General features: G+C 68.7%; 20 protein-coding genes. 3 read left to right on the forward strand and 17 right to left on the reverse strand.

From position 1 onward, the window contains the following. Nucleotides 1–3: 3 nt before the first annotated feature. Nucleotides 4–2,139, reverse strand: a complete 2,136-nt coding sequence (locus tag CUJ89_RS15965) for a 3-hydroxyacyl-CoA dehydrogenase NAD-binding domain-containing protein (RefSeq protein WP_114178166.1) — start codon at nt 2,137–2,139, stop codon at nt 4–6. 241 nt (nt 2,140–2,380) lie between these two features. On the opposite strand from CUJ89_RS15965, the gene CUJ89_RS15970 reads away from it, so the two are divergent. After that, nucleotides 2,381–3,343, forward strand: a complete 963-nt coding sequence (locus CUJ89_RS15970; RefSeq protein WP_114178167.1) for a LysR family transcriptional regulator — start codon at nt 2,381–2,383, stop codon at nt 3,341–3,343. A gap of 176 nt (nt 3,344–3,519) precedes the next feature. Next, complete coding sequence (gene ggt, locus CUJ89_RS15975; RefSeq protein WP_114178168.1) at nt 3,520–5,394, forward strand: gamma-glutamyltransferase; 1,875 nt, start codon at nt 3,520–3,522, stop codon at nt 5,392–5,394. A gap of 24 nt (nt 5,395–5,418) precedes the next feature. Here ggt and CUJ89_RS15980 read toward each other — a convergent pair whose 3' ends face one another. From CUJ89_RS15980 to CUJ89_RS16005, 6 genes are all read right to left on the reverse strand, one after another. Then, a complete protein-coding gene (locus tag CUJ89_RS15980) occupies nt 5,419–6,393 on the reverse strand; it encodes an ABC transporter permease subunit (protein ID WP_114178169.1) in 975 nt (324 codons plus the stop codon). Further along, nucleotides 6,390–7,187, reverse strand: coding sequence for a taurine ABC transporter ATP-binding protein (locus CUJ89_RS15985; RefSeq protein ID WP_114178170.1), 798 nt, complete (start codon nt 7,185–7,187; stop codon nt 6,390–6,392). The genes CUJ89_RS15980 and CUJ89_RS15985 overlap by 4 nt, the downstream gene beginning before the upstream one ends. Nucleotides 7,188–7,215: 28 nt before the next feature. Continuing rightward, nucleotides 7,216–8,232 (reverse strand): taurine ABC transporter substrate-binding protein, encoded by a 1,017-nt coding sequence (gene tauA / locus CUJ89_RS15990; RefSeq protein WP_114178171.1) that lies wholly within the window; start codon nt 8,230–8,232, stop codon nt 7,216–7,218. A gap of 262 nt (nt 8,233–8,494) precedes the next feature. Then, a complete protein-coding gene (gene lipA / locus CUJ89_RS15995) occupies nt 8,495–9,487 on the reverse strand; it encodes a lipoyl synthase (protein WP_114178172.1) in 993 nt (330 codons plus the stop codon). Next, complete coding sequence (gene lipB, locus CUJ89_RS16000) at nt 9,480–10,226, reverse strand: lipoyl(octanoyl) transferase LipB (protein WP_114178173.1); 747 nt, start codon at nt 10,224–10,226, stop codon at nt 9,480–9,482. The genes lipA and lipB overlap by 8 nt, the downstream gene beginning before the upstream one ends. Nucleotides 10,227–10,310: 84 nt before the next feature. Further along, nucleotides 10,311–10,637, reverse strand: coding sequence for a DUF2917 domain-containing protein (locus CUJ89_RS16005; protein ID WP_114178640.1), 327 nt, complete (start codon nt 10,635–10,637; stop codon nt 10,311–10,313). Nucleotides 10,638–10,739: 102 nt separating this feature from the next. Here CUJ89_RS16005 and CUJ89_RS16010 point away from each other — a divergent pair, with 102 nt between their 5' ends. Then, nucleotides 10,740–11,726 carry a transcriptional regulator GcvA gene (locus CUJ89_RS16010; RefSeq protein WP_114178174.1) on the forward strand — a complete coding sequence of 329 codons (987 nt, stop codon included), beginning with the start codon at nt 10,740–10,742 and terminating at the stop codon, nt 11,724–11,726. Here the strand turns inward: CUJ89_RS16010 and CUJ89_RS16015 are convergent. The 10 genes from CUJ89_RS16015 to CUJ89_RS16060 form a co-directional block, all read right to left on the reverse strand. Next, nucleotides 11,710–12,018 (reverse strand): YbeD family protein, encoded by a 309-nt coding sequence (locus tag CUJ89_RS16015; RefSeq protein WP_048247125.1) that lies wholly within the window; start codon nt 12,016–12,018, stop codon nt 11,710–11,712. The genes CUJ89_RS16010 and CUJ89_RS16015 overlap by 17 nt on opposite strands. After that, a complete protein-coding gene (locus tag CUJ89_RS16020) occupies nt 12,018–12,944 on the reverse strand; it encodes a D-amino acid aminotransferase (protein WP_114178175.1) in 927 nt (308 codons plus the stop codon). The genes CUJ89_RS16015 and CUJ89_RS16020 overlap by 1 nt, the downstream gene beginning before the upstream one ends. 59 nt (nt 12,945–13,003) lie before the next feature. Further along, nucleotides 13,004–14,314 carry a D-alanyl-D-alanine carboxypeptidase family protein gene (locus CUJ89_RS16025; RefSeq protein WP_114178176.1) on the reverse strand — a complete coding sequence of 437 codons (1,311 nt, stop codon included), beginning with the start codon at nt 14,312–14,314 and terminating at the stop codon, nt 13,004–13,006. Between the two features lie 465 nt (nt 14,315–14,779). Then, nucleotides 14,780–15,424, reverse strand: a complete 645-nt coding sequence (locus tag CUJ89_RS16030) for an alpha/beta hydrolase (RefSeq protein ID WP_114178177.1) — start codon at nt 15,422–15,424, stop codon at nt 14,780–14,782. Between the two features lie 13 nt (nt 15,425–15,437). Next, nucleotides 15,438–15,755 carry a (2Fe-2S) ferredoxin domain-containing protein gene (locus CUJ89_RS16035; protein WP_011694422.1) on the reverse strand — a complete coding sequence of 106 codons (318 nt, stop codon included), beginning with the start codon at nt 15,753–15,755 and terminating at the stop codon, nt 15,438–15,440. Nucleotides 15,756–16,063: 308 nt separating this feature from the next. Continuing rightward, a complete protein-coding gene (locus CUJ89_RS16040) occupies nt 16,064–17,215 on the reverse strand; it encodes a VanZ family protein (RefSeq protein WP_114178178.1) in 1,152 nt (383 codons plus the stop codon). A 19-nt stretch (nt 17,216–17,234) separates the two neighbouring features. Beyond that, the gene (locus CUJ89_RS16045; RefSeq protein WP_415859030.1) at nt 17,235–17,873 is read right to left on the reverse strand and encodes an ABC-type transport auxiliary lipoprotein family protein; all 639 of its coding nucleotides are present in this window, start codon (nt 17,871–17,873) and stop codon (nt 17,235–17,237) included. A 73-nt stretch (nt 17,874–17,946) separates the two neighbouring features. Continuing rightward, the gene (locus tag CUJ89_RS16050; RefSeq protein WP_114178179.1) at nt 17,947–18,876 is read right to left on the reverse strand and encodes an MlaD family protein; all 930 of its coding nucleotides are present in this window, start codon (nt 18,874–18,876) and stop codon (nt 17,947–17,949) included. 34 nt (nt 18,877–18,910) lie between these two features. Next, nucleotides 18,911–19,855, reverse strand: coding sequence for an ABC transporter ATP-binding protein (locus CUJ89_RS16055; RefSeq protein ID WP_114178180.1), 945 nt, complete (start codon nt 19,853–19,855; stop codon nt 18,911–18,913). Then, a complete protein-coding gene (locus tag CUJ89_RS16060) occupies nt 19,852–20,976 on the reverse strand; it encodes an MlaE family ABC transporter permease (protein WP_114178181.1) in 1,125 nt (374 codons plus the stop codon). The genes CUJ89_RS16055 and CUJ89_RS16060 overlap by 4 nt, the downstream gene beginning before the upstream one ends. Between the last annotated feature and the right edge of the window lie 220 nt (nt 20,977–21,196).

Below are 21,196 nucleotides of genomic sequence, written 5' to 3' on the forward strand. Positions count from 1 at the left end.
CGTTCAGTCGATGCGGTTCAGGCTCGCGAAATCCGCGCCGCGCGCGACGAGTTCGACGAGGAGCGGCGAAGGCTTCCAGAACAGCGGATCCTCCTTCGCGAACGCGCGAATATCGGCGAGCACGTTCGCGAGGCCGACCGTGTCCGCGTAGTGCATCGGGCCGCCGCGATAGCGCGGGAAGCCATAGCCGTACAGGAACACCGCGTCGACATCGAGCGGCCGCAGCGCGATCTTCTCGTGCACGACGTTCGCGCCTTCATTGATCATCGCGGCGAGGTAGCGGCGCAGGATTTCGTCGTCGGTGAACGTGCGCGGCGTGACGCCCTTCTTCGCGCGCTCTTCGGCCACGATCGCGTCGACTTCCGGGTCCGGCGTGCCGACGCGCGCGCCGTCCGGATACAGGTAGTAGCCGCGCGCGGTCTTCTGCCCGAACCAGCCGCGCTCGCACAGCCGGTCGGAAATCTCCACGTAGCGCGCGCGCGGGTCGCGCGTCGCCGCGCGGCGCTTGCGGGTCGCCCAGCCGATGTCGCCGCCCGCGAGGTCGACGACCTGGAACGGCCCCATCGGGAAGCCGAATTCACGCACCGCGCGATCGATCTGGTACGGCGACGCGCCGTCCTCCATCAGGTAGTCGGCCGCCGTGCGATAGACGGCGAGGATCCGGTTGCCGATGAAGCCGTCGCACACGCCCGCGCGCACCGGCGTCTTCTTCAGCTGCCGGGCCAGCGCGAATGCGGTCGCGACCACGTCCGCGCTCACGTGCGCCGGCACGACGATCTCGAGCAGTTTCATCACGTTGGCCGGCGAGAAGAAATGCAGGCCGATCACGTCGGCCGGCCGGTCGATGCTCGCGGCCAGTTCGTCGATGTCGAGATACGACGTGTTGGTCGCGAGCACCGCGCCTGGCTTGCAGACGCGCGCGAGCTCGGCGAACACGGCCTGCTTCACGGCCATATCCTCGAACACGGCCTCGATCACGACGTCGGCCTGCGCGAGCGCGTCGTACGACGTGCTGCCCTTGAAGCGCGCGAGCCGCGCCGCATGCGCGGCCGGCGTCATCCGCCCTTTCGCGACGAGGCCGTCGTATACCTTCTCGACATGCGCGCGGCCGCGCGCGAGCGACGCTTCGTCGCGTTCGATCATCGTCACCGGCAGCCCGGCATCGAGCGCCGCGACCGCGATGCCCGCGCCCATCGTGCCGCCGCCGACCACGCCGATCCGCTCGACCGGCCGCGCGCTCGCACGCCGCGCCTCGGGCGCCTTCGCCGCTTCGCGCTCCGCGAAGAACGCATGCACGAGGCCTGCGCGCTGCGGGCTGTCGATGCACTGCAGGAACAGGCTGCGTTCGAACTTCATCCCCGCGTCGAACGACTGCGTGAGCGCGGCCTCGACCGCGTCGACGATCTTCGCCGGCGAGAACAGCCCGCGCGATTTCTTCGGCAGCTCGGCACGAGCCGCGTCGATCGCGGCCTGCGCGGCCGCGCGATCGGCGAGCCCCTGCGCATCGCGCGTGCGGCGCACGGGTGCGCCGAGCGACACGAGTTCCTGCGCATACGCGAGGCCTTCGGCGAGCGTGTCGTCGCTGTGCGCGACGCGGTCGACGAGGCCGAGCACGAGCGCTTCGTCCGCACTTGCATGACGGCCCGTCAGCATCAGGTCGAGCGCGGCCTTCGCGCCGATCAGGCGCGGTGCGCGCTGCGTGCCGCCCGCGCCGGGCAGCAGGCCGAGCGTGACTTCGGGCAGCCCGAGCTTCGCGCCGGGCACCGCGAGCCGGTAATGCGCGGCCAGCGCGACTTCGAGACCGCCGCCGAGCGTCGCGCCGTGCAGCGCGACCACGACCGGCTTCGCGCTCGATTCGATCCGCTCGCACACGTCGGGCAGCGACGGCGGCACGGGCGGCTTGCCGAATTCGCGGATGTCGGCGCCCGCGATGAAGTTGCGGCCGGCGCCGACGATCAGCACCGCGCGGATCGCGTCGTCGGCCTGCGCGGCGTCGAGCGCGTCGGCAAGGCCGCGCCGCACGTCGGCCGACAGTGCGTTGACGGGCGGGTGGTCGATCGTGACGACGAGCACCTTGTCGCGCCGCTCGCGCGTAACCGGGCCGGCTTGGGGTGTAGCGGGGGATGCGGGTGAATTCATGGTTTCTCCTGTCGACCCGACTTGGCGCTTTAGCGCTTGGTCGGGTCCCATGGCGTGGCGGGTTGGCGTTGGCGCTTCAGCGCCTGCGCCAACCCCACGGCGGTCGCGTGCTCCAGACATGACCTGATTCTCGATTGATCCAGATTCATTGACAATTCCCGCACGCCTTTACAAGCTGTCAAGTCCGACTTGACATTGAATGCTTTCCGACCGTTAAACGGGACTGATCAGGAGCGAACGCATGGACCTGAACGCGCTGACGCTGCTCGTCGAGATCCTCGACGCCGGCAATCTCAGCAAGGCCGCGCAGCGGCTCAAGATGAGCCGCGCGAACGTCAGCTACCGGCTGAACCAGTTCGAGCGCTCGATCGGCCAGCAGCTCGTGCGGCGCACGACGCGGCGCATCGAGCCGACCGAGATCGGGCTGAAGCTGTACGAGCACGGCCGGCGCATCCGCAACGAACTCCTCGCCGCGCAGGAATCGGTGACGACGCTCGGCCAGGACCTGCAGGGCCGCGTGCGGCTGTCGGTGCCGAGCGGCTACGGCCAGATGGTGATGTCCGAATGGCTGCTCGCGTTCAAGCGGCGGCATCCGGGCATCGTGCTCGACGTCGTGTTCGAGAACCGCGTGGAAGACCTGATGCGCGACGAAGTCGACATCGCGATCCGCGTGATGTCCGAGCCGCCGCAGAACCTCGTCGCGCGCGACATGGGCGCGGTGCGCTACATCGCGTGTGCGTCGCCCGCGTTCGCGGCCGCATACGGGATGCCCGCGAGCCTCGGCGCGCTCGCGGCCGCGCCGGTCGTCACCGCGACGGTGATGGGCCGGCAGCTCAAGATCGCCGCGTATCTCGGCGACGAGCGCCACGAGGTACTGCTCGAGCCCACGCTGATTTCGGAGAACTTCCTGTTCCTGCGGCAGGCGATCCTCGCGGGGATCGGCGTCGGCATCGTGCCCGACTACGTGATGCAGGACGACATCCGGGGCGGTGCCGTCGTCACGTCGCTCGACGCGTACCGGCTCAGCATCTTCGGCACGCACATGTACATGCTCTACATGCCGAACCGGCACCACACGCGCGCGACCTCGACGTTCATAGAGTTCATCCTCGAACAGGCCGGAAAGACCGGCCGGGGCGGGCCCGGCGGGATGCGTCAGGGTTTCCTGTCGGATGACAATCCGCCGGCCACGCGGCGACAATAGCGCGCCGGGGCGGGCGCGGCGCGGCGGCGCCCCGACAGCACGCACGCGTCGCCGGCCGGCCGCGCGTACGCCGCGACGTCGGGGCCGCAGCCGACCTGCCGCTCGCCGCCTGTACAGACAGCCCCTGTCGCGGCACAACCGCCGCCTCCTTCGAATTCACTGCTGCCGAGGGTTCAATGTTCGACCGGATTCGTCCGCATTCGCGTCCCTGGACGCTGCTCGCCGCCGTCGCACTCGTCGCGTTCAACGCCGGCTGCTCGTCCCCGTCCACGCCGTCGGGTGCCGTCGTCCCTGTCGTCGCCGCATCGGGCGCCGCCGTCCCGCTGCCCGGCGTCCACGCGCCCGAGCAGTCGTCCGGCTGGACCGACAAGCCGGGCTGGACCTCGCAGCACTTCATGATCGCGGCCGCGAACCCGCTCGCGACGCAGGCCGGCTACGAGATGCTGAAGGCCGGCGGCACCGCGATCGACGCCGCGATCGCGACGCAGATGGTGCTCGCGCTCGTCGAGCCGCAATCGTCGGGGATCGGCGGCGGCGCGTTCATGCTGTACTTCGACGGCAAGGCGACACAGGCATACGACGGCCGCGAAACCGCGCCGGCCGCCGCGACCGACCGGCTGTTCTACGGGCCGACCGGCCAGCCGATGGGCTTCTACGAAGGCGTGGTCGGCGGGCGTTCGGTCGGCACGCCGGGCGTGCTGCGCATGCTCGACGCCGCGCACCGCGCGCACGGCAAGCTGCCGTGGCGCCGGCTGTTCCAGCCCGCGATCCGGCTTGCCGAGCACGGCTTCACGATCAGCCCGCGGCTCGCGATGCTGATCGCGAACGACAAGTATCTGAGGAACGACCCGGCCGCGCGCGCGTACTTCTACAACCCGGACGGCACGCCGAAGGCGGCCGGCACGGTGCTGAAGAACCCTGCGCTCGCGACCGTGCTGCGCCAGGTCGCCGACCGCGGCGCGAACGCGTTCTACAGCGGCGCGATCGCGCGCGACATCGTCACGAAGGTGCGCAAGCACCCGACCAACCCGGGCCTGCTGTCGCTCCAGGATCTCGCGCGCTACAAGGCGAAGGTGCGCGCGCCGCTATGCGCCGACTACCGGCGCTCGGTCGTCTGCGGGATGCCGCCGCCGTCGTCGGGCGGCCTCGCGATCGCGCAGATGCTCGGCATCCTCGAAGCGATGCCCGACTGGCAGCAGATCGGCGCGCAGAAGCCGGTGCGCAACGACATCGGCTACGAGCCGACGCCGTTCGCCGCGCACCTGTTCAGCGAGGCCGGACGCCTCGCGTATGCGGACCGCGCGCGTTATGTCGCCGATCCCGATTTCGTGCCGCTGCCGGGCGGCAACTGGGCGAGCCTCACCGACAAGACCTATCTCGCGCAGCGCGCGCGCCTGATCGGCGACAACACCATGGGCGTCGCGCAGGCCGGCACGCCGCAGGGCGCGACGCTCGCGCTGGCCGACGACCGCAGCCCCGAATTGCCGTCGACGTCCGACATCGCGATCGTCGACCGCTACGGGCAGGCACTGTCGATGACGACCAGCATCGAGGATGCGTTCGGCTCGCGGCTGATGGTGCGCGGCTTCATGCTGAACAACCAGCTCACCGATTTCTCGTTCGTGTCGAACGACAACGGCCGGCCGGTCGCGAACCGCGTACAGCCCGGCAAGCGGCCGCGCTCGGCGATGTCGCCGGAGCTCGTGTTCGACAAGAAGACGCAGCAGGTGACGATGATCGTCGGCTCGGCGGGCGGACCCGCGATCATCAATCACGTCGCGAAGACGCTGGTCGGCGTGCTCGACTGGGGCATGACGATGCAGCAGGCGATCGCGCTGCCGAACTTCGGGTCGATGAACGGGCCGACGCAGCTCGAGCGCGGCCGCGTGTCGGACGCGCTGGCCGACGGGCTGAAGGGCCGCGGGCACGACGTGCAGGTCGTCGAGATGAACTCGGGGCTGCAGGGGATCCAGCGGCTGAACGTGCAGGGGCAGACGGTTTGGTTCGGCGGTGCGGACCCGCGGCGCGAAGGGGTGGCGATGGGGGATTGACGGGCGAGCCGGTGCCGCGCGGCGTTAGCCCCGCCCCTTCCACGGCACCACCCGCCGCTCGACCCAGCGCATCGCAAGATCGAACAGCCACGCGATCGCGCCGATGATCAGGATCCCCATCACAACGATGTCGGTGCGCAGGAAGCTCGATGCGTTGAGCACCATCTGCCCGAGCCCGGCCGTCGCGGCGACCATCTCGGCCGCGACGAGCGTCGTCCAGCCGAAGCCGATCGCGATCCGCAGCCCCGTGAGAATCTCCGGCATCGCCGCCGGCAGCACGACGTGCCGCACGATCTGCGCGAAGCTGCCGCCGAGCGAATACGCGGCGTTGATCTGCTCGACCGTCGCCGCGCGCACGCCGGCGCGCGCGGCCATCGCGATCGGCGCGAAGCACGCGAGGAAGATCACGACGAGCTTCGCCGTTTCGTCGATACCGAACCAGATCACGACGAGCGGCAGGTACGCGAGCGGCGGCAGCGGCCGGTAGAACTCCAGCAGCGGATCGAGCACGCCGCGCGCGACGTGGCTCACGCCCATCAGGATGCCGGCCGGCACGCCGATCGCGGTCGCGAGCAGGAACGCGCCGAACACGCGCGCGGCACTCCACAGCAGGTGCTCGGACAGCGGCAGGCCGCCCTGGATGCGGCCGTGCCACGCGTCGACGAAGGCCGCCCACACGGCTTCCGGCGCAGGCAGGAACAGCGGCGGCAACCACTGCCGGTGGGTCGCGACCCACCACAGCACGACTAGCGCCGCGACCGTCGCCGCGCTCAGCCCCGCCGTCTTCCCCTGCCCCGGCAACCGGTAACGGTGCGATGGATACGATGCGCGCACGGGGCGCGCCGCCTGACGCCGCGTCGTGCGATCGTCCTGCTCGAAACCCGCGGCCGCGCGATCGGCCGCCCACGAATCCTGCGTGCTCATGCTGTCCTGCCTGTGCAAAGTGCTGATTCGACCGCGCCCGACGGACGCGCCCTGCCGCGCCAGTTCGCGCGTCACGCGGCCTCCCCGATCGCTTCATCGCGATGCAGGTACGCGATCAGCCGCTCGCGCCACGCGATGAAATCCGGCGACGACTTCACCGCGCGCGCATCGCGCGATTCGACGTAGCGGCGCGCGAACGGCAGTTCGAAGGTGTCCGCGATCCGGCCGGGGCCCGGCGTCATCACGACGAGACGCGTCGCGAGGAACAGCGCCTCCTCGACGTCGTGCGTGATGAAGAACACCGTCTTGCCGGTGCGCGCCCATACGTCGAGCACGAGCGCCTGCATCGTGCCGCGCGTCATCGCGTCGAGCGCGCCCATCGGCTCGTCCATCAGCAGCACGCGCGGGTCGCTCGCGAGCGCACGCGCGATGCCGACACGCTGCTGCATCCCGCCCGACAGTTCGTACACGCGCGCATGCGCAAGGCCGTCGAGCCCGACCAACGCGAGCATCTCGCGCGCACGCGCTGCGCGTTCGGCCTTCGGCACGCGGGCAAAGCGCAGCCCGAGCGCGACGTTGTCGAGCACATCGAGCCACGGCAGCAGCGCGTATTTCTGGAACACGACGCCGCGATCGGCGCCGGGGCCCGTGACCGTCACGCCGTCGACGCGCACGTCGCCGGTCGTCGGCGCGACGAAGCCGGCCATGCAGTTCAGCAGCGTCGTCTTTCCGCACCCGGACGCACCGAGCGCGACGACGAATTCACCGGCGTCGATGCGCAGGTCGACGCGGGCGAGCGCCTGCGTCGTCGGCCGCCCACGCTCGCCCGGATAGGCGACCGATACCTGACGGACTTCCAGCGTGCTCATGATCGATGCTCCGCGATGCGAGCCGCGCTCAACGCGCGGCTTTCTGCACGAACTGCGGATCGACGCCGACCGAGTAGTCGGCAAGCACCGTCTGGATCGTGCCTTGCGATTTGAGGAACGTGGCCGTGGCCGCGAGCGACTTCGCGGCGCCCGATTGCGCACCGCCGCCGAGCCACGTCGGCGACGCCTGCTCGGCCGGCGTCGGGAATGCGTAGAGCGCGAGGCTGGCCGGCACGTCCTGCGCGTTCGCGCCCGACACCTTCGCCACCGCCGCGACCTGCGGCGAGCCAACCTTCCAGGCCGCCGCATGCGCGCGGTAGTCGGCATCGGCGGCCGCGAGCACCTTCACGAAGCCCGCGACGAACTCGGGATTCTCGCGCGCGAACTTGCGGCTCACGACGAAGCCGTCGAAGGTTGCCTTGCCACTTTCTTTCGCAACCCGGCCCGACGTCGTCAGCACGGTGCCCGACTGCTTGACCTTGGCGAGCACCGGATCCCAGATATAGGTCGCGTCGATGTCGCCGCGTGCCCACGCAGCCGCGACTTCGGGCGGACGCAGGTTGACGATCTTCACGTCGTTCGGATTGACGCCCGCGGCCTGCAGCGCGACGAGCGTATGGAAATGCGACGTCGACACGAACGGCACGCCGATCTTCTTGCCCTTCAGCCCCGCGATGCTGGTCACGCCCGAACCGTTGCGCGCGACGAGCGCCTCCGCGTCGTTGATGTTGTCGAGCACCCAGAACAGCGAGATGTCGAGGCCCTGCGACAGGCCGGCCGCGATCGGGCTCGAACCGGCTTCGCCGAGCTGCACCGAACCCGACGCGAGCGCGCGGATCACGTCCGCGCCGCTGTCGAGCTTGCGGAACCTGACCTTGTAGCCGGTCGCCTTCTCGACTTCACCGCTCGCCTGCGCGTAACGCCACGGCACGACCATGTCCTGGTACGCGATCACGACTTCGCGCGATTCGGCGTGCGCCGCGCCGAACGCGGCAAAGGCGGTCAGCGCGACGACGGCGCGGCGGATGAAGCTGAAACGGGACATGCGGCTCTCCTTCGGAATACGGGCGGTGCTGCGGGAGAGCCGACTATAGGAGCTTTGCGCGCGGCGGGAGCGAACTTATCCTGCGAAGCTATCGATGCCGTTTCAGCTTTGCTTTTCGTGCTGGATTGGATCGCGCGTCCGGTCAGGTGGCGATTGTCGCGCCGGGGCGCGGGCCGCGCCCGGGGCTTGCGCCAATGAAAAAGCCCGCATCGCTGCGGGCTTTATCGACTGCGTCGTGTGTGCCGACAGGCAACGCGGACGCTCAGACCACCCCGGCCCCATGCGCCTGCAGATCGGCGTGATAGCTCGAACGCACCATCGCACCGACGGCCGCGTGCGTGAAGCCCATCTTGTACGCCTCTTCCTCGTACATCTTGAAGGTATCCGGATGCACGTACGCACGCACCGGCAGGTGGTGCTCGGACGGCTGCAGGTACTGCCCGATCGTCAGCATGTCGACGTCGTGCGCGCGCAGGTCGCGCATCACCTGCAGGATTTCCTCTTCCGTCTCGCCGAGGCCGACCATCAGGCCCGACTTCGTCGCGACGTCCGGATGCAGCGCCTTGAAGTCCTTCAGGAGCTTCAGCGAGTGCGCGTAGTCCGAACCCGGGCGCGCTTCCTTGTACAGGCGCGGCACCGTTTCGAGGTTGTGGTTCATCACGTCGGGCGGTGCGGCGTTCAGGATCGAGATCGCGCGATCGAGACGACCGCGGAAATCCGGCGTCAGGATCTCGATGCGCGTTTCCGGCGACTGCTCGCGCACTTCGCGGATGCACTCGACGAAGTGGGCCGCACCGCCGTCGCGCAGGTCGTCGCGGTCGACGCTCGTGATCACCACGTACTTGAGCTTCAGCGCGCCGATCGTGCGCGCGAGGTTCTTCGGTTCATCGGCGTCGAGCGGATCGGGACGGCCGTGGCCGACGTCGCAGAACGGGCAGCGGCGCGTGCACTTGTCGCCCATGATCATGAACGTCGCGGTGCCCTTGCCGAAGCATTCGCCGATGTTCGGGCAGCTCGCTTCCTCGCACACGGTGTGCAGGTTGTGCTCGCGCAGGATCGTCTTGATCTCGTTGAAGCGCGAGCTGCCGGTAGCCGCCTTCACGCGGATCCACTCGGGCTTCTTCAGCTTCTCGATCGGAATGACCTTGATCGGGATGCGCGCCGTCTTCGCCTGCGCTTTCTGTTTGGCGGTCGGATCGTAGGCAGGGGTGGCAGCCGAATCGGCCGGTGCGGGAGAAGCGGTAACGTCAGTCATTCGATTGTTCCAGTGCCTGCGGCTTGTCGGCGGCCGCGGATGCGCCGTCGAGGTTGGCGATCAGACGGCGCACCAGCGTGTGGGCGACGTCGTTCCAGTCGGCGGCAACCTCGAGGCTCGCCATGTCGACAGTTTCCAGTCCGGCATAGCCGCACGGGTTGATCGCAAGAAACGGGCGCAGATCCATCTTCACGTTCAGGCTCAGCCCGTGATAGCTGCAGCCGTTGCGGATCTTCAGGCCGAGGGCCGCGATTTTCGCGCCTTCGTGCACGCCGGATGCCACGTAGATCCCGGGCGCGCCCGCCTTGCGGACCGAAGCGAGATTATACGCCGCGAGGGTTTCGATCACGGCCTCCTCGATCTTCGTCACGAGCGTGCGCACCATCAGCTTGCGCCGGCGCAGGTCCAGCAGCAGGTAGACGACGATCTGGCCGGGGCCGTGGTAAGTGATTTGTCCGCCGCGGTCGACCTTCACGAGCGGCACGCCGCTGTCGGCCACCAGCAGGTGGGCCGGGTTGCCCGCCTGGCCGAGCGTGTAGACGGGCGGATGCTCGACCACCCAGATCTCGTCGCCGGTATCGGCCGCGCGCGTGTCGGTGAACGCACGCATCGCGTCGAAGCTCGTCTCGTAGGCCTCGACGCCCCGCCAGCGCACGGCGACCGGCTGAACCGGTGATTCGGCGGGCAAAGCGGAAACGGCGACAGGCGTGGACACGATGGAAACCGGCGAGACGGACATGGGCGGTAGTTTACCGAAAACCCATGGGTCTCGCCGGCTCTGGAAAGGGGACGGATTGTCGGTATCCGTCGGAGGAAATGATGGTCAGACGGTGCGCCATCCGTCATGGAGCAGCGCAGTCACGCGTTCGCGCAGCCGGGCCAGCCCGCCGAGCGCGACTTCGCGGGTCGGCCGCGACACCGAGAACGCGACGCACGCGCCTTCCCGGCCTTCCGCGCTGAGCCACAGCCGCTCGCCGCGGCGCAGCTTGAGGGTCTCGCCATCGACCAGGAAGTAGTCGTCGACGTCGTTGCTGCGCGTCGCCCAGACCGGCCCGCACTGGACAATCAGCCGCGTGCTGCGTTGCACCTTCATCGGCACGGTTTCGCCCGCGGGGATTTCGAACGTGATGCTTGAAGAAATTTCTTGCATGATCGACTCCGCCAATAAATGCTTCGATGGCTACAATCGTAGTCACTTCAAGGCGTCCGACCAAACGACCAATTTTCACGTCGATGTGAGGAAAATTAGCAAATGGACCTCCGCCAGCTGCCTGCGCTGAACGCGATTCGCGCGTTCGAAGCCGCCGCCCGTCACGAGAATTTCTCGCGCGCCGCCGACGAGCTGTACGTCACGCACGGCGCGGTCAGCCATCAGGTGCGCGCGCTCGAGGAAGAGCTCGGCGTGCAGCTTTTCACGCGCAACGGCAAGCGGCTGTGCCTGACCGACGCCGGCATGCGCTACGCGCAGCAGGTTCGCACCGCGCTGATGGTGATCGCCGACGCGACGCGCGACGTGCGTGCGAGCGATCGCGACCGGCGCCTCGTGGTGTCGATGCTGTCGTCGTTCGCCGCGCGCTTCATCACGCCGCGCATCGGCACGTTCATCGAGCGGCATCCGGAAATCGACGTCGAACTGCAGTCGACCAACTCGCTCACCGATTTCGCGCGCGACGACGTCGATCTCGCGATCCGCTTCGGCTTCGGCACCTATCCGGGGCTGCATGTCGAGCCGCTGTTCGAGGAGGTGTTCTTTCCGGCATGCGCGCCGACGCTGAACGGCGGCAAGCTGCCGCAGACACCCGCCGATCTCGCGCACTACAACCTGCTGCGCTCGGACGACGAGCTGTGGCGGCCGTGGTTCGATGCGGCCGGGCTCGATACGCTGACCGAGCCGAAACGGGGGATTCTGTACCAGGATTCGTCGAACCTGCTGCTGGCCGCGATCGACGGCCAGGGCATCGCGCTCGTGCGGCGTTCGCTCGCGGTGCACGACCTGCTGGACGGGCGCATCGTGCGCCTGTTCGACATCGACGGGCCAAGCCCGTGGCACTATTTTTTCGTGTGTCCGCCGCCGCTGTTGAACACGCCGCGCGTGCAGGCGTTCAGGACCTGGCTGCTTCAGGAAGTCGCCGAATACAGGCTGCTGTGCGACGAACTGGACGCGCGGCGCGCGGCGGGGAAGACCCCCGCCGAATGCGCGCAGGAAGGAGGATGGAAGGCGCTTAGAGTACGACCTTGACCATCGGATGGCCGGTCAGTGCACGGTAGATGTTGTCGAGCTGCTCCTGGCTCGTCGCGCGCACGGTAATCGTGAGGCCCGTGTAATTGCCGCCGCTCGACGCCCGCTCCTCGATCTTCTCGACGTCGATCTCGTTGTCGTGGACGGCGACGACCTTGAAGATCGTGTCCCTGAACTCGGGGTGCGCCTTGCCCATGATCTTGATCGGGAAATCGCACGGAAACTCCAGCAGCGACTCCTTCCGGGTCTCGATCGCGCCGGTGACCTCGACGGTTTTGGTCGGTTCGCTCATCATTTTCTCCGGGTTAGGTCAAACTGTTCAAACTCGCGTGCCTTCGCACGCTGGTACGCGTCGTACAGCGCCGCGAACACGGGGCCCGGCTTGCCGCCCTGCACGGGCAGATCGTCGAGCGACGTGACGGGCAGCACTTCCTTCGTGGCCGACGTGATCATGATTTCGTCGGCCGAGCGCAACTCCACTTCGCTGATCTCGCGTGCGACGAACGGGATCCCGCATTCGTCGGCCAGCTGCTCGACCAGCGCGTAGCGGATCCCTTCGAGGATCTTGTTGCTGCGCGGCGGCGCGATCAACTCGCCGTTCTTCACGATCCACACGTTCGACGACGAGCCTTCGGTCAGGTAGCCGTCGCGCAACTGCAGCGTCTCGAACGCGTCGCGTTCGGCCGCATGCTGCGCCATCAGCACGTTGCCGAGCAGCGAGATCGACTTGATGTCGCAATGCAGCCAGCGGCGATCCTCGGCCGTCACGCAGCGCACGCCGTTCGCGCGCTCTTCTTCCGGCGGCAGGCGCAGCGGGCTCGTCATCGCGAACACCGTCGGCACCGTATTCGCCGGGAACGCGTGGCCGCGCTTCGCGACACCGCGCGTCACCTGCAGGTAGACGAGCGCGTTGCCGTCGCCGAGGCCTTCGGCATTCGACTCGACGACGCGCTCGATCAGCGCGCGCCAGCCGGCCGCGTCGTGCGGGTTGTCGATGCCGATCTTCTTCAGGCTGCGCGCGAGCCGTTCCAGATGCTGCTCGATCCGGAACGGCACATGCGCGCCGTCGTGCGCATAAACGGGGACGACTTCATACACGCCGTCGCCGAAGATGAACCCGCGGTCGAGCACCGGGACACGGGCTTCCGACAGCGGCACCCACTCCTCCTGCGACGAGACGCTGAGGTAGACGATCGGTTCGAATTCGGCTTGGCTCATGGCTATGACAGATGGGGATGAAGTCGTAAAAACAAAGGCCCGTCGTGCGTGCTGCGCGCTTACTTCTTCTTGCTGAACATCAGCAGGATCGAGTCCCAGATACGCCCGAAGATACCCGCTTCCGGCACGGCCTGCAGCGCGACGACCGGGAATTCGGACAGCGTCTTGCCATCGGCGACGATCTTCACGGTGCCGACCTGCTGGCCTTCCGCGAGCGGCGCGATCAGCGGCGCGTTGACGGCGACTTCCGTCTTGACCTTGTCGCCGAGGCCGCGCGGCATGGTCGCCCACTGGTCGACCTTCACGCCGACCTGCACGGTGTTGTCCTTGCCCTTGTAGATGCGCGGCGTCGAGATCGCCTGGCCGCCCTTGAACAGGCGCACCGAATCGAACGCGCTGTAGCCGTAGTTCAGCATCTTCATGCTGTCCTGCGTGCGCTCGCCTTCCTTCTGCTCGCCCATCATCACCGACACCAGGCGGCGCTGGCCGTCGACGCCCGGAATCGCGCGCTTGGCCGACGCGATCAGGCAGTAGCCGGCCGCCTGCGTATGACCCGTCTTCAGGCCGTCGACCGTCGGGTCGAGCCACAGCAGACGGTTGCGGTTGCCCTGGCGGATGTTGTTGTACTTGAATTCCTTCTCCGAGAAGATGCTGTAGTACTGCGGAAAATCGCGGATCAGGTGCGCGGACAGGTTCGCGAGGTCGCCGGCCGTCGTGTAGTGGTTCGGGTCGGGCATGCCGTTCACGTCGGCGAAGTGCGTGCCCTTCATGCCGAGGCGCTTCACCTCGTCGTTCATCATGTTGACGAACTGCCCTTCGCTGCCGCCGACGAGTTCGGCGAGCGCGATCGCGGCGTCGTTGCCCGACTGGATGATCATCCCGTACACGAGGTCATGCACGGACACCGGCTTGTTCGCCTCGATGAACATGCGCGACTCGTCGCGGCCGACGCGGCGCACCGCGTCGCTCGGCGTGACGATCTGCTCCATCGAGATCTTCTTCTTGTCGAGCGCCTCGAACACGAGATAGGCCGTCATCAGCTTCGTCAGCGACGCGGGCTCGACGCGCTCGTCCGCATTGCCCGACGCGAGCACCGTGTTGCTCGTCGCGTCGACGAGCACCCACGAGCGCGCGTTCACGCCCGGCGGCGGCACCGCGCCCGGCATGTAGGTCGCGGGCGCGCCGGTGAACTGCTCGGCGGCGGCCGGCGCGGCATGCGCCTTGGCCTTGGCGGCCGGCTTCGCCTCGGCGACGACGATCGTCGATGCGAGCGCGACGGGCAGCATCACGCCGAGCGCGACGTTGCGCGCGGCGGTGCCGAAGGCGATGGAGGAAGCGAGGGACTTGAGGCCTTGGGGAGACAGACGCATGATCGATTCAGGCTGATGGCAGAAAGTGCGGTGCGAAACGCGCAGGGTTGAACGGCAAGGCGGCGGGCGTTTCGGGCACTCGCCCGAAACCGTCGGGCGACGCGAAACGCGCCGGTTGGACTCGTGCGGACGCGTTCGGTTCGCGGCCGTCGCGAGCGGGCGGACAAGCGGCGAAACGAGCGCCGCATGGGCCCAGCCGGGCCGCGGGCGACGCGAAATGCGGCCATTATACGTGGCCGCGAACGGCGTTTTCGGGAACCTGGCGCGGGACGACCGCGTACCAGCTTCGAGAGCATGGCGCGGGCGCGCTGCGGGCCAACGCACTCGAAGCCGCACGAAAGGCGCGCGCAGGCTGTGTGCAAGTCGGGTTGTGCGGCGCAATGTCGCGTGGTCGATCGCGCATCCGGCCGGGTGCCGGTGTGCGACGCGGGCCGCCGGCGCGTTACGCCAGCGCCCGCGTGCCGGCTAGCGCCATGCGTCGACGATGATGCGCTTCAGCACATGCAGCTTGCGATGAAGGAAATGCTCGGCACCGGGGATCACGACGACCGGCAGCTCCTGCGGCCGCGCCCAGTCGTATACCGATGCGATCGGCACCGTGTCGTCGGTTTCGCCGTGGATCACGAGCGTGTTTTCGGGCACGTCGGCCACCTGCCAGCGGCTCGCCGCCGTGCCGACAAACACCATCCGCTCGATCGTCTCGCCCGCGTCGCGCAGCCGCTTCGCGACGTGCGACAGCACGAAGGTGCCGAACGAGAAGCCCGCGAGCACGAGCGGCAGGTCCGCATACGCGGGCTGCGCGCGCATGTGCGCGAGCACCGCGAGCAGGTCGTCGGCCTCGCCGGTGCCGTTGTCGTGCACGCCTTCGGTCGCGCCGACGCCGCGGAAGTTCGACCGGTAGACGACGTAATCGAGCTGGACGAGCGTGCGCGCCAGCGTTTGCGCGACCTTGTTGTCCATCGTGCCGCCGAACAGCGGATGCGGATGCGCGACGAGCGCGATGCCGCGCGGCGCGGCGACGCCTTCGCGCACGGCGTCGGGCAGGTCGACCGCGATTTCGATCTGCCCGACCGGGCCCGCGATCAGCGATTTCTGCGTATGTACGTTCATTCGGCCGGCCCGCTCAGATCTTCAGGCGGTCGACGACCTTGCCGTCGCGCAGGTGCGATTCGACGATCTCGTCGATATCGGCCTGGTCGACGTACGTGTACCACGTGCCTTCCGGATACACGACCATCACGGGCCCTTCCTCGCAACGGTCGAGGCAGCCGGCCTTGTTGATGCGAACCTTGCCGGGCCCCGCGAGGCCGAGCTCCTTCACGCGCTTTTTCGCGTATTCCTGCATGGTCTGCGCGTCGCATTGCGCGCAGCTCGGGCGTTCGGCGCCCGGTTCGCGCTGGTTCAGGCAGAAGAAGACGTGGTGCTGGTAGTAGGAATCCATGATGGTCGCGAGCGGCCCGGCGCAATGCCGTGCGGAAAGAGGGGCGATTGCCGTTGCGCGGGGCAACGGTCGTGTAGTGTTCGGTGCTAAGCGGCACTTATGTGCCAGCGGATTCGTGCTCGTGGCAAGGCGCAAACCGCAGCGATGCCCAGTGGCATCGCGAGGATTTGCAACGCGGCCACGGGCGCGAAGGCGCAGCACATAAGTGCCGATTAGCGCCGAACACTGCACTCGTGCGAACGATTATAGCGACCGGCGCACACCGCTGCCCGCGACAGGGCGGCGGCCGCGCTGCCCGAGCCGCCGCGTCAGCGGCGCAGCGCGGCCGGCAGCCACGCATGCTCGACGCGCTGGCCGAGCCAGATCAGCGCCGCGTACGGCCAGATCCACGCGAGCCAGCGCGCGAGGCTGTTGAAGTGCACGTAGCGCCCCTGCCGCCAGCCCGACAGCGTGAAGTCGAAGAACGGATTGACGGGCAGCAGGTTGACGAGCGCCACGCCGGCCAGCAGCGCGAGCGCCGCGAGCGTCGCGCGCCACGTCGCCGGCACGCGCAGCGCGACGAGCGCGGCCGCGAACCCGAGCTCGATCCCGAGCCGCGCGCCGGGCGTCGCCCACACGACCACAAGGCCGGTGGCCGACTGCATGAACGTCGCGGCCGCCTTCAGCACGAGCGTCGCGACGACGAACGCGATCAGCAGCCGGATGCGCGGCGCGCGCGGCCGCATCGCGAGCGACGCGATCGCCAGCGCAGCGAACAGCATCAGCCCGCCGAGCGCGGCCTCCCATCCGGAGTCGGACAACCAGCCGTCGACGCGCTCGGGCCATTCGCTCACGCGCCATGCGGCCGGCAGCCACGCGAGCAGCGTGTCCTGCATCGACGCGTCGGCGCGCTCCCACAATGCGGCCGGCCAGTCGCCGATGCCGAACAGGAACGGCGACGGAAACAGGATCGCGAACGGCCACAGCACGGCGAGCAGCAGCGGCGTCGCGCCGTCGGTCTCGAACCACGCGAAACGCAGCCGGCGCAGCGCGCCGCGGTCGAGCAGCGCCCCCGTGGCCGGCGCGACGAGCGCCGCACCCAGCAGCGCGCCGAGCGCGTTGGCCGCGAGATCGAGATTCGACGCGACGCGCGTCGGCAGGTAGGTTTGCAGCGCCTCCATCGAGCCCGACAGCAGCACGCCGAGCCCGCCCACGATCAGCGTCGCGGCAACGCCGCGCCAGCGCGGGTGCAGCGCGAGCACGCCGAGCGCGCCGAACGGCAGGTAGCCGAGCACGTTCGTGACTACGTCGAACGCAGTCACGTAGCGCTGCATCGGCGCGAACAGATAGTCGAACGGCCCGATGCCGAGCGACACCCAGCCGTCGAACGGATACAGCGATGCGTAGACGATGAGCGCCGCGTAAGCGGCAAAGGCCTGCCGCGCGAGCGACGACGCGCGAGGCGTGCCGGTCGCGTTCATCGCGGCTGCGCGGCACGCGTCACGGCGTGCCCGCGTATGCCTGCATGCCGACCCACGCAGCGATCTGCGACACGAGCTCGTCGCTCGCCGTCGCGAGCGCGCGCGCGCCGCCAGCGGCGTCGGGCGTGCTCGACGGCGCGCGCGCGACAAACGTGCGCTGGCCGAGCACCTTGCCGTCCAGCGTCAGCGTCGCGCGCGCGGTGACGGCGCCGTGGCTCTGCGACTGACCGTCGAACACCTGCTCGAATTCGTTCAGGTCGACCTTGAGGGTCGGCGCGCGCACGCCGTCGGACCCTTCGAGCACCGCGCCGCGCGACGACAGCGCGCCGCGCAGCCGCTGCGTAAGCAGTTGCGCGGGCGGTGCGGTCCAGCGGCTGTCGCGATAGACGGCCACGTGCTGCGCATCCGCGTATGCGAGGCGATACGAGAACTTGTCCGAGTCGAGCGCGTCGGGCGCGCCGACGTCGAGCACCTTCAGCGCCGGGCCCGCACCGGCGGTCACGACTGACGCGGCCGGCCCGAGGTCGTAGCGGACATTCGACATTACCGCGCTGTTGCCGGCGCAGCCGGCGGCAAGCGAGAGCGTCAGCACGGCGAGCGCGGCCGTGGCCGGACGCAGCGCACGGTCAAGGATTCGTGGCATGGCGTGTTCCTGCATGATGTTTCCGGTTTCGATGGGCGTCACCGCCCGGCCGTTTCCGGCCAGTCGATCGATGGGTTGCCGATGTATGTCACTGCCCGGCCGTCGCACCCGGCCAGACGAAGCCCGGCTCGCCGGGCCCCGGCGCCGGGCCGGGCGAACCGAACAACAGACTGCTCGGATTGCGGCCGAGTTCACCGGCGACGTCCTTCAATTGCCGCGACGCGTCGCCGACGCTGCCGGCCAGCGCATTGAAACGCGGCAGCGTGTCGTACTGCACGCGCGCGTTGAGGTCGTTCAGCGCGACGCCGACCTGCTCCGCGGCCGTGCCGGCCTTGTTCAGGTTCGACACGAGCGGCCCGTTCGGCTGCAGCAGCGTGTTCGCCGACGCCATCGTGCGGTTCACCTCGTGCATCGTCTGCGGCACTGCGGCGACCGCCGGGCCGAGTTGCTTCGACAGCGTCGTCACGCCATCGGCCGCGTGCTGCAGGCTTTCGGCCGTCGCGCGCAACTGCTCGCGCATCTCGGGCGACATCAACTGGTTTGCGCTTTTTGCGGCCAGTTCGAGTTGATGCAGCAGCACGTCGCCGCGCTCCTGGATCTGGTCGAACAGGCTCGGCCGCATCGGGATCTGCGCGATCGCCTTCGACGACGACGGCAGCGGCGCCAGGTCGCGGCCCGTATCCTCGAGCTGCACGAACGCGATGCCCGTCACGCCCTGGAAGCCGAGGCTGCCGTAGGTCGACTGCGTAATCGGCGCATCGTGGTCGACGAGAATCCGGATCCGGATCTGGCCCGGGTGCGTGCGATCGAAGCCGATCGACTGCACCTTGCCGACGTCGAGGCCGCGAAAGCGCACGGCCGCGTCCGGGAACAGCCCCGTCACGTTGGTACGCGCGAGCAGGTCGTACGGCACGCGCACGGTGCGGTCGACGTTGAACCAGAAAACGGTGCCCGCGATCGCGAGCGTCAGCGCGATCGTGAACAGGCCGGCCCAGAACGCATGTGATTTGTTTTCCATCAGAGGGTTCCTTCGTCCTTGCGCTAGGCTCTGCTTACAGCTCGACGCTCGACAGCGCCGGTTCGAGGGCCGCCTTCGGCAGCTTCGCGCGCCGCTCGGGCGGCAGCGCCTGCAATGCGCGGCGCCCGCGCAGCCCCAGGAAATATTCGTGGATGAACGGATGGTCGACGTTCGCGGCCTCCTCGACCGGCGCGGCGACCAGCACCTTGCGGTCGGCCAGCACCGCGACGCGGGTCGACAGCGCGACCATCGTGTCGAGATCGTGCGTCACCATCACGACGGTCAGCCCGAGCGTGCGGTGCAGCGTCGCGATCAGCTCGACGAATTCGTCCGACGCCTGCGGATCGAGGCCGGCCGTCGGCTCGTCGAGGAACAGCAGCTCGGGCTCGAGCGCGATCGCGCGCGCGATGCCGACCCGCTTGATCATCCCGCCCGACAGCGCGGCCGGCATCTTCGACGCGTGCTTGCACGGCAACCCGACCATCTCGAGCTTCAGCATCACGATGTCGTGCAGCAGGTCCGGCGGCACGCGACCGAGCTCGCGCAGCGGCTGCGCGACATTGTCGAACACCGTCATCGACGAGAACAGCGCGCCCTGCTGGAACAGCATCCCCGAGCGCGTGCGCATCATCCGCGCGCTCGCGGCGTCGATCGTCGCCGTATCCTCGCCGAACACCTTGATCGTGCCCGACGTCGGCCGCTCGAGGCCGAGGATCTGCCGCACGAGCGTCGTCTTGCCGGAGCCCGAGCCGCCGACGATCGACACGATCTCGCCGCGCCGCACGTCGAAGTCGAGCTTCTGGTGAACGATGTTGCGCCCGTAGCGCTTCGTCAGGTTGCGCACCTCGATCACGAGGTCGCCGGCATCGGCCGCGGCGGCCGACGGCGTGCCGACCGATGCGGCGCCGATTGCCGCGGCATGGGTGCCCGCGGCATGGGCCGCCGCGGCACCGGCCGGCGATTCGTTCGATGCGTTCATCCGAGCCCCACGTTCTGGAACAGGATCGCGAACACCGCGTCGGCGAGGATCACGACCGTGATCGACGACACGACCGACGTGGTCGTCCCTTCGCCGAGGCTCTGCGAGTTCGCCTTGATCCGGAAACCGAAATGGCATGCGACCAGCGCGATCAGCATGCCGAACACGACGCCCTTGCCGACGCCGATGTACAGGTTCGCGATCGGCACGACGCCCGGCAGCGAACGCACGAAATAGTTGACGTCGATCCCGAGCACGATCTTCGCGGCGAGCGCACCGCCCGACAGCGCGATGATGTTGGTCCACATCACGAGCAGCGGCATCGCGACGCCGAGCGCGAGCACGCGCGGCAGGATCAGCCGCAGCCCGTGCGGAATGCCCATCACGCGCATCGCGTCGAGCTCCTCGGTCACGCGCATCACGCCGATCTGCGCGGTGATCGCCGAGCCCGAGCGACCCGCGACCAGGATCGCCGACAGCACCGGGCCTAGCTCGCGGATCACCGACAGCCCGAGGATGTTCACGATGTAGCGGTTCGCGCCGAACATCTGCAACTGCTGCGCGGACAGGTAGCTGAGCACGATGCCGATCAGGAACGCGACGAGCGCCGTGATCGGCAGCGCCTGCGCACCCGCGCTGTAGATGTTCGCCGAGGTTTCCTTCCACGGCATGATCCGCGGGCGGCGCAGCACCGATATCGCATCGAGAACCACGAGGCCGAACATCGCGATGCCGCCCTGCAGGTGTTCGCCGAACGAGAAGATCGCCTGGCCGAGCCGCGTGACGGGATCGAAGCGCACGACGCGCTCGGGCGCCTCGCGCCCGCTGTCGAGCCGCTCGATGCGCTCGAAGATCGTGCGCTGCGTGACGCTCAGTGCGACGCCGGCCGGCAGCTTGCGGCCCCACACGCGCCACAGCGCCTGGCCGCCGACATGGTCGAGCCGCTCGATACCGGACAGATCCCATTCGCTCACGCGCCCGGACGCGATGCTCGCGACGCGGCGCGCAACCGCGCCGCGATTGCGCGCGAGCGCGAGCGCGGTCCACTGGCCGTACAGGCGCACGGTCTGGCCCTGGCCGCCGGCGTCGACCGACAGGCCGGGAGGAGTCTCGAAGTCCAAGGGCAGGTTGTTTGCAAAAGGATGACAGCGGTCATTGTAGCGAACCGCCCGGCGCCGCGACGTGAGGATTTCCGTGGGGCGCCGGGCCGGGGGCGCCTGGCCCGGGTCTGCCCTGAGGCCACCGCACACCCCGGCCCGTTGCCGGCGTCATCACCTTTCATTCTTCCGTCACGTTTCCTTTCGATACTCTCACGCGCCGCATATCAGGCCGTCGGCGCCC

It is taken from the genome of Burkholderia pyrrocinia, from assembly GCF_003330765.1.
GTDB lineage: Bacteria > Pseudomonadota > Gammaproteobacteria > Burkholderiales > Burkholderiaceae > Burkholderia > Burkholderia pyrrocinia_B.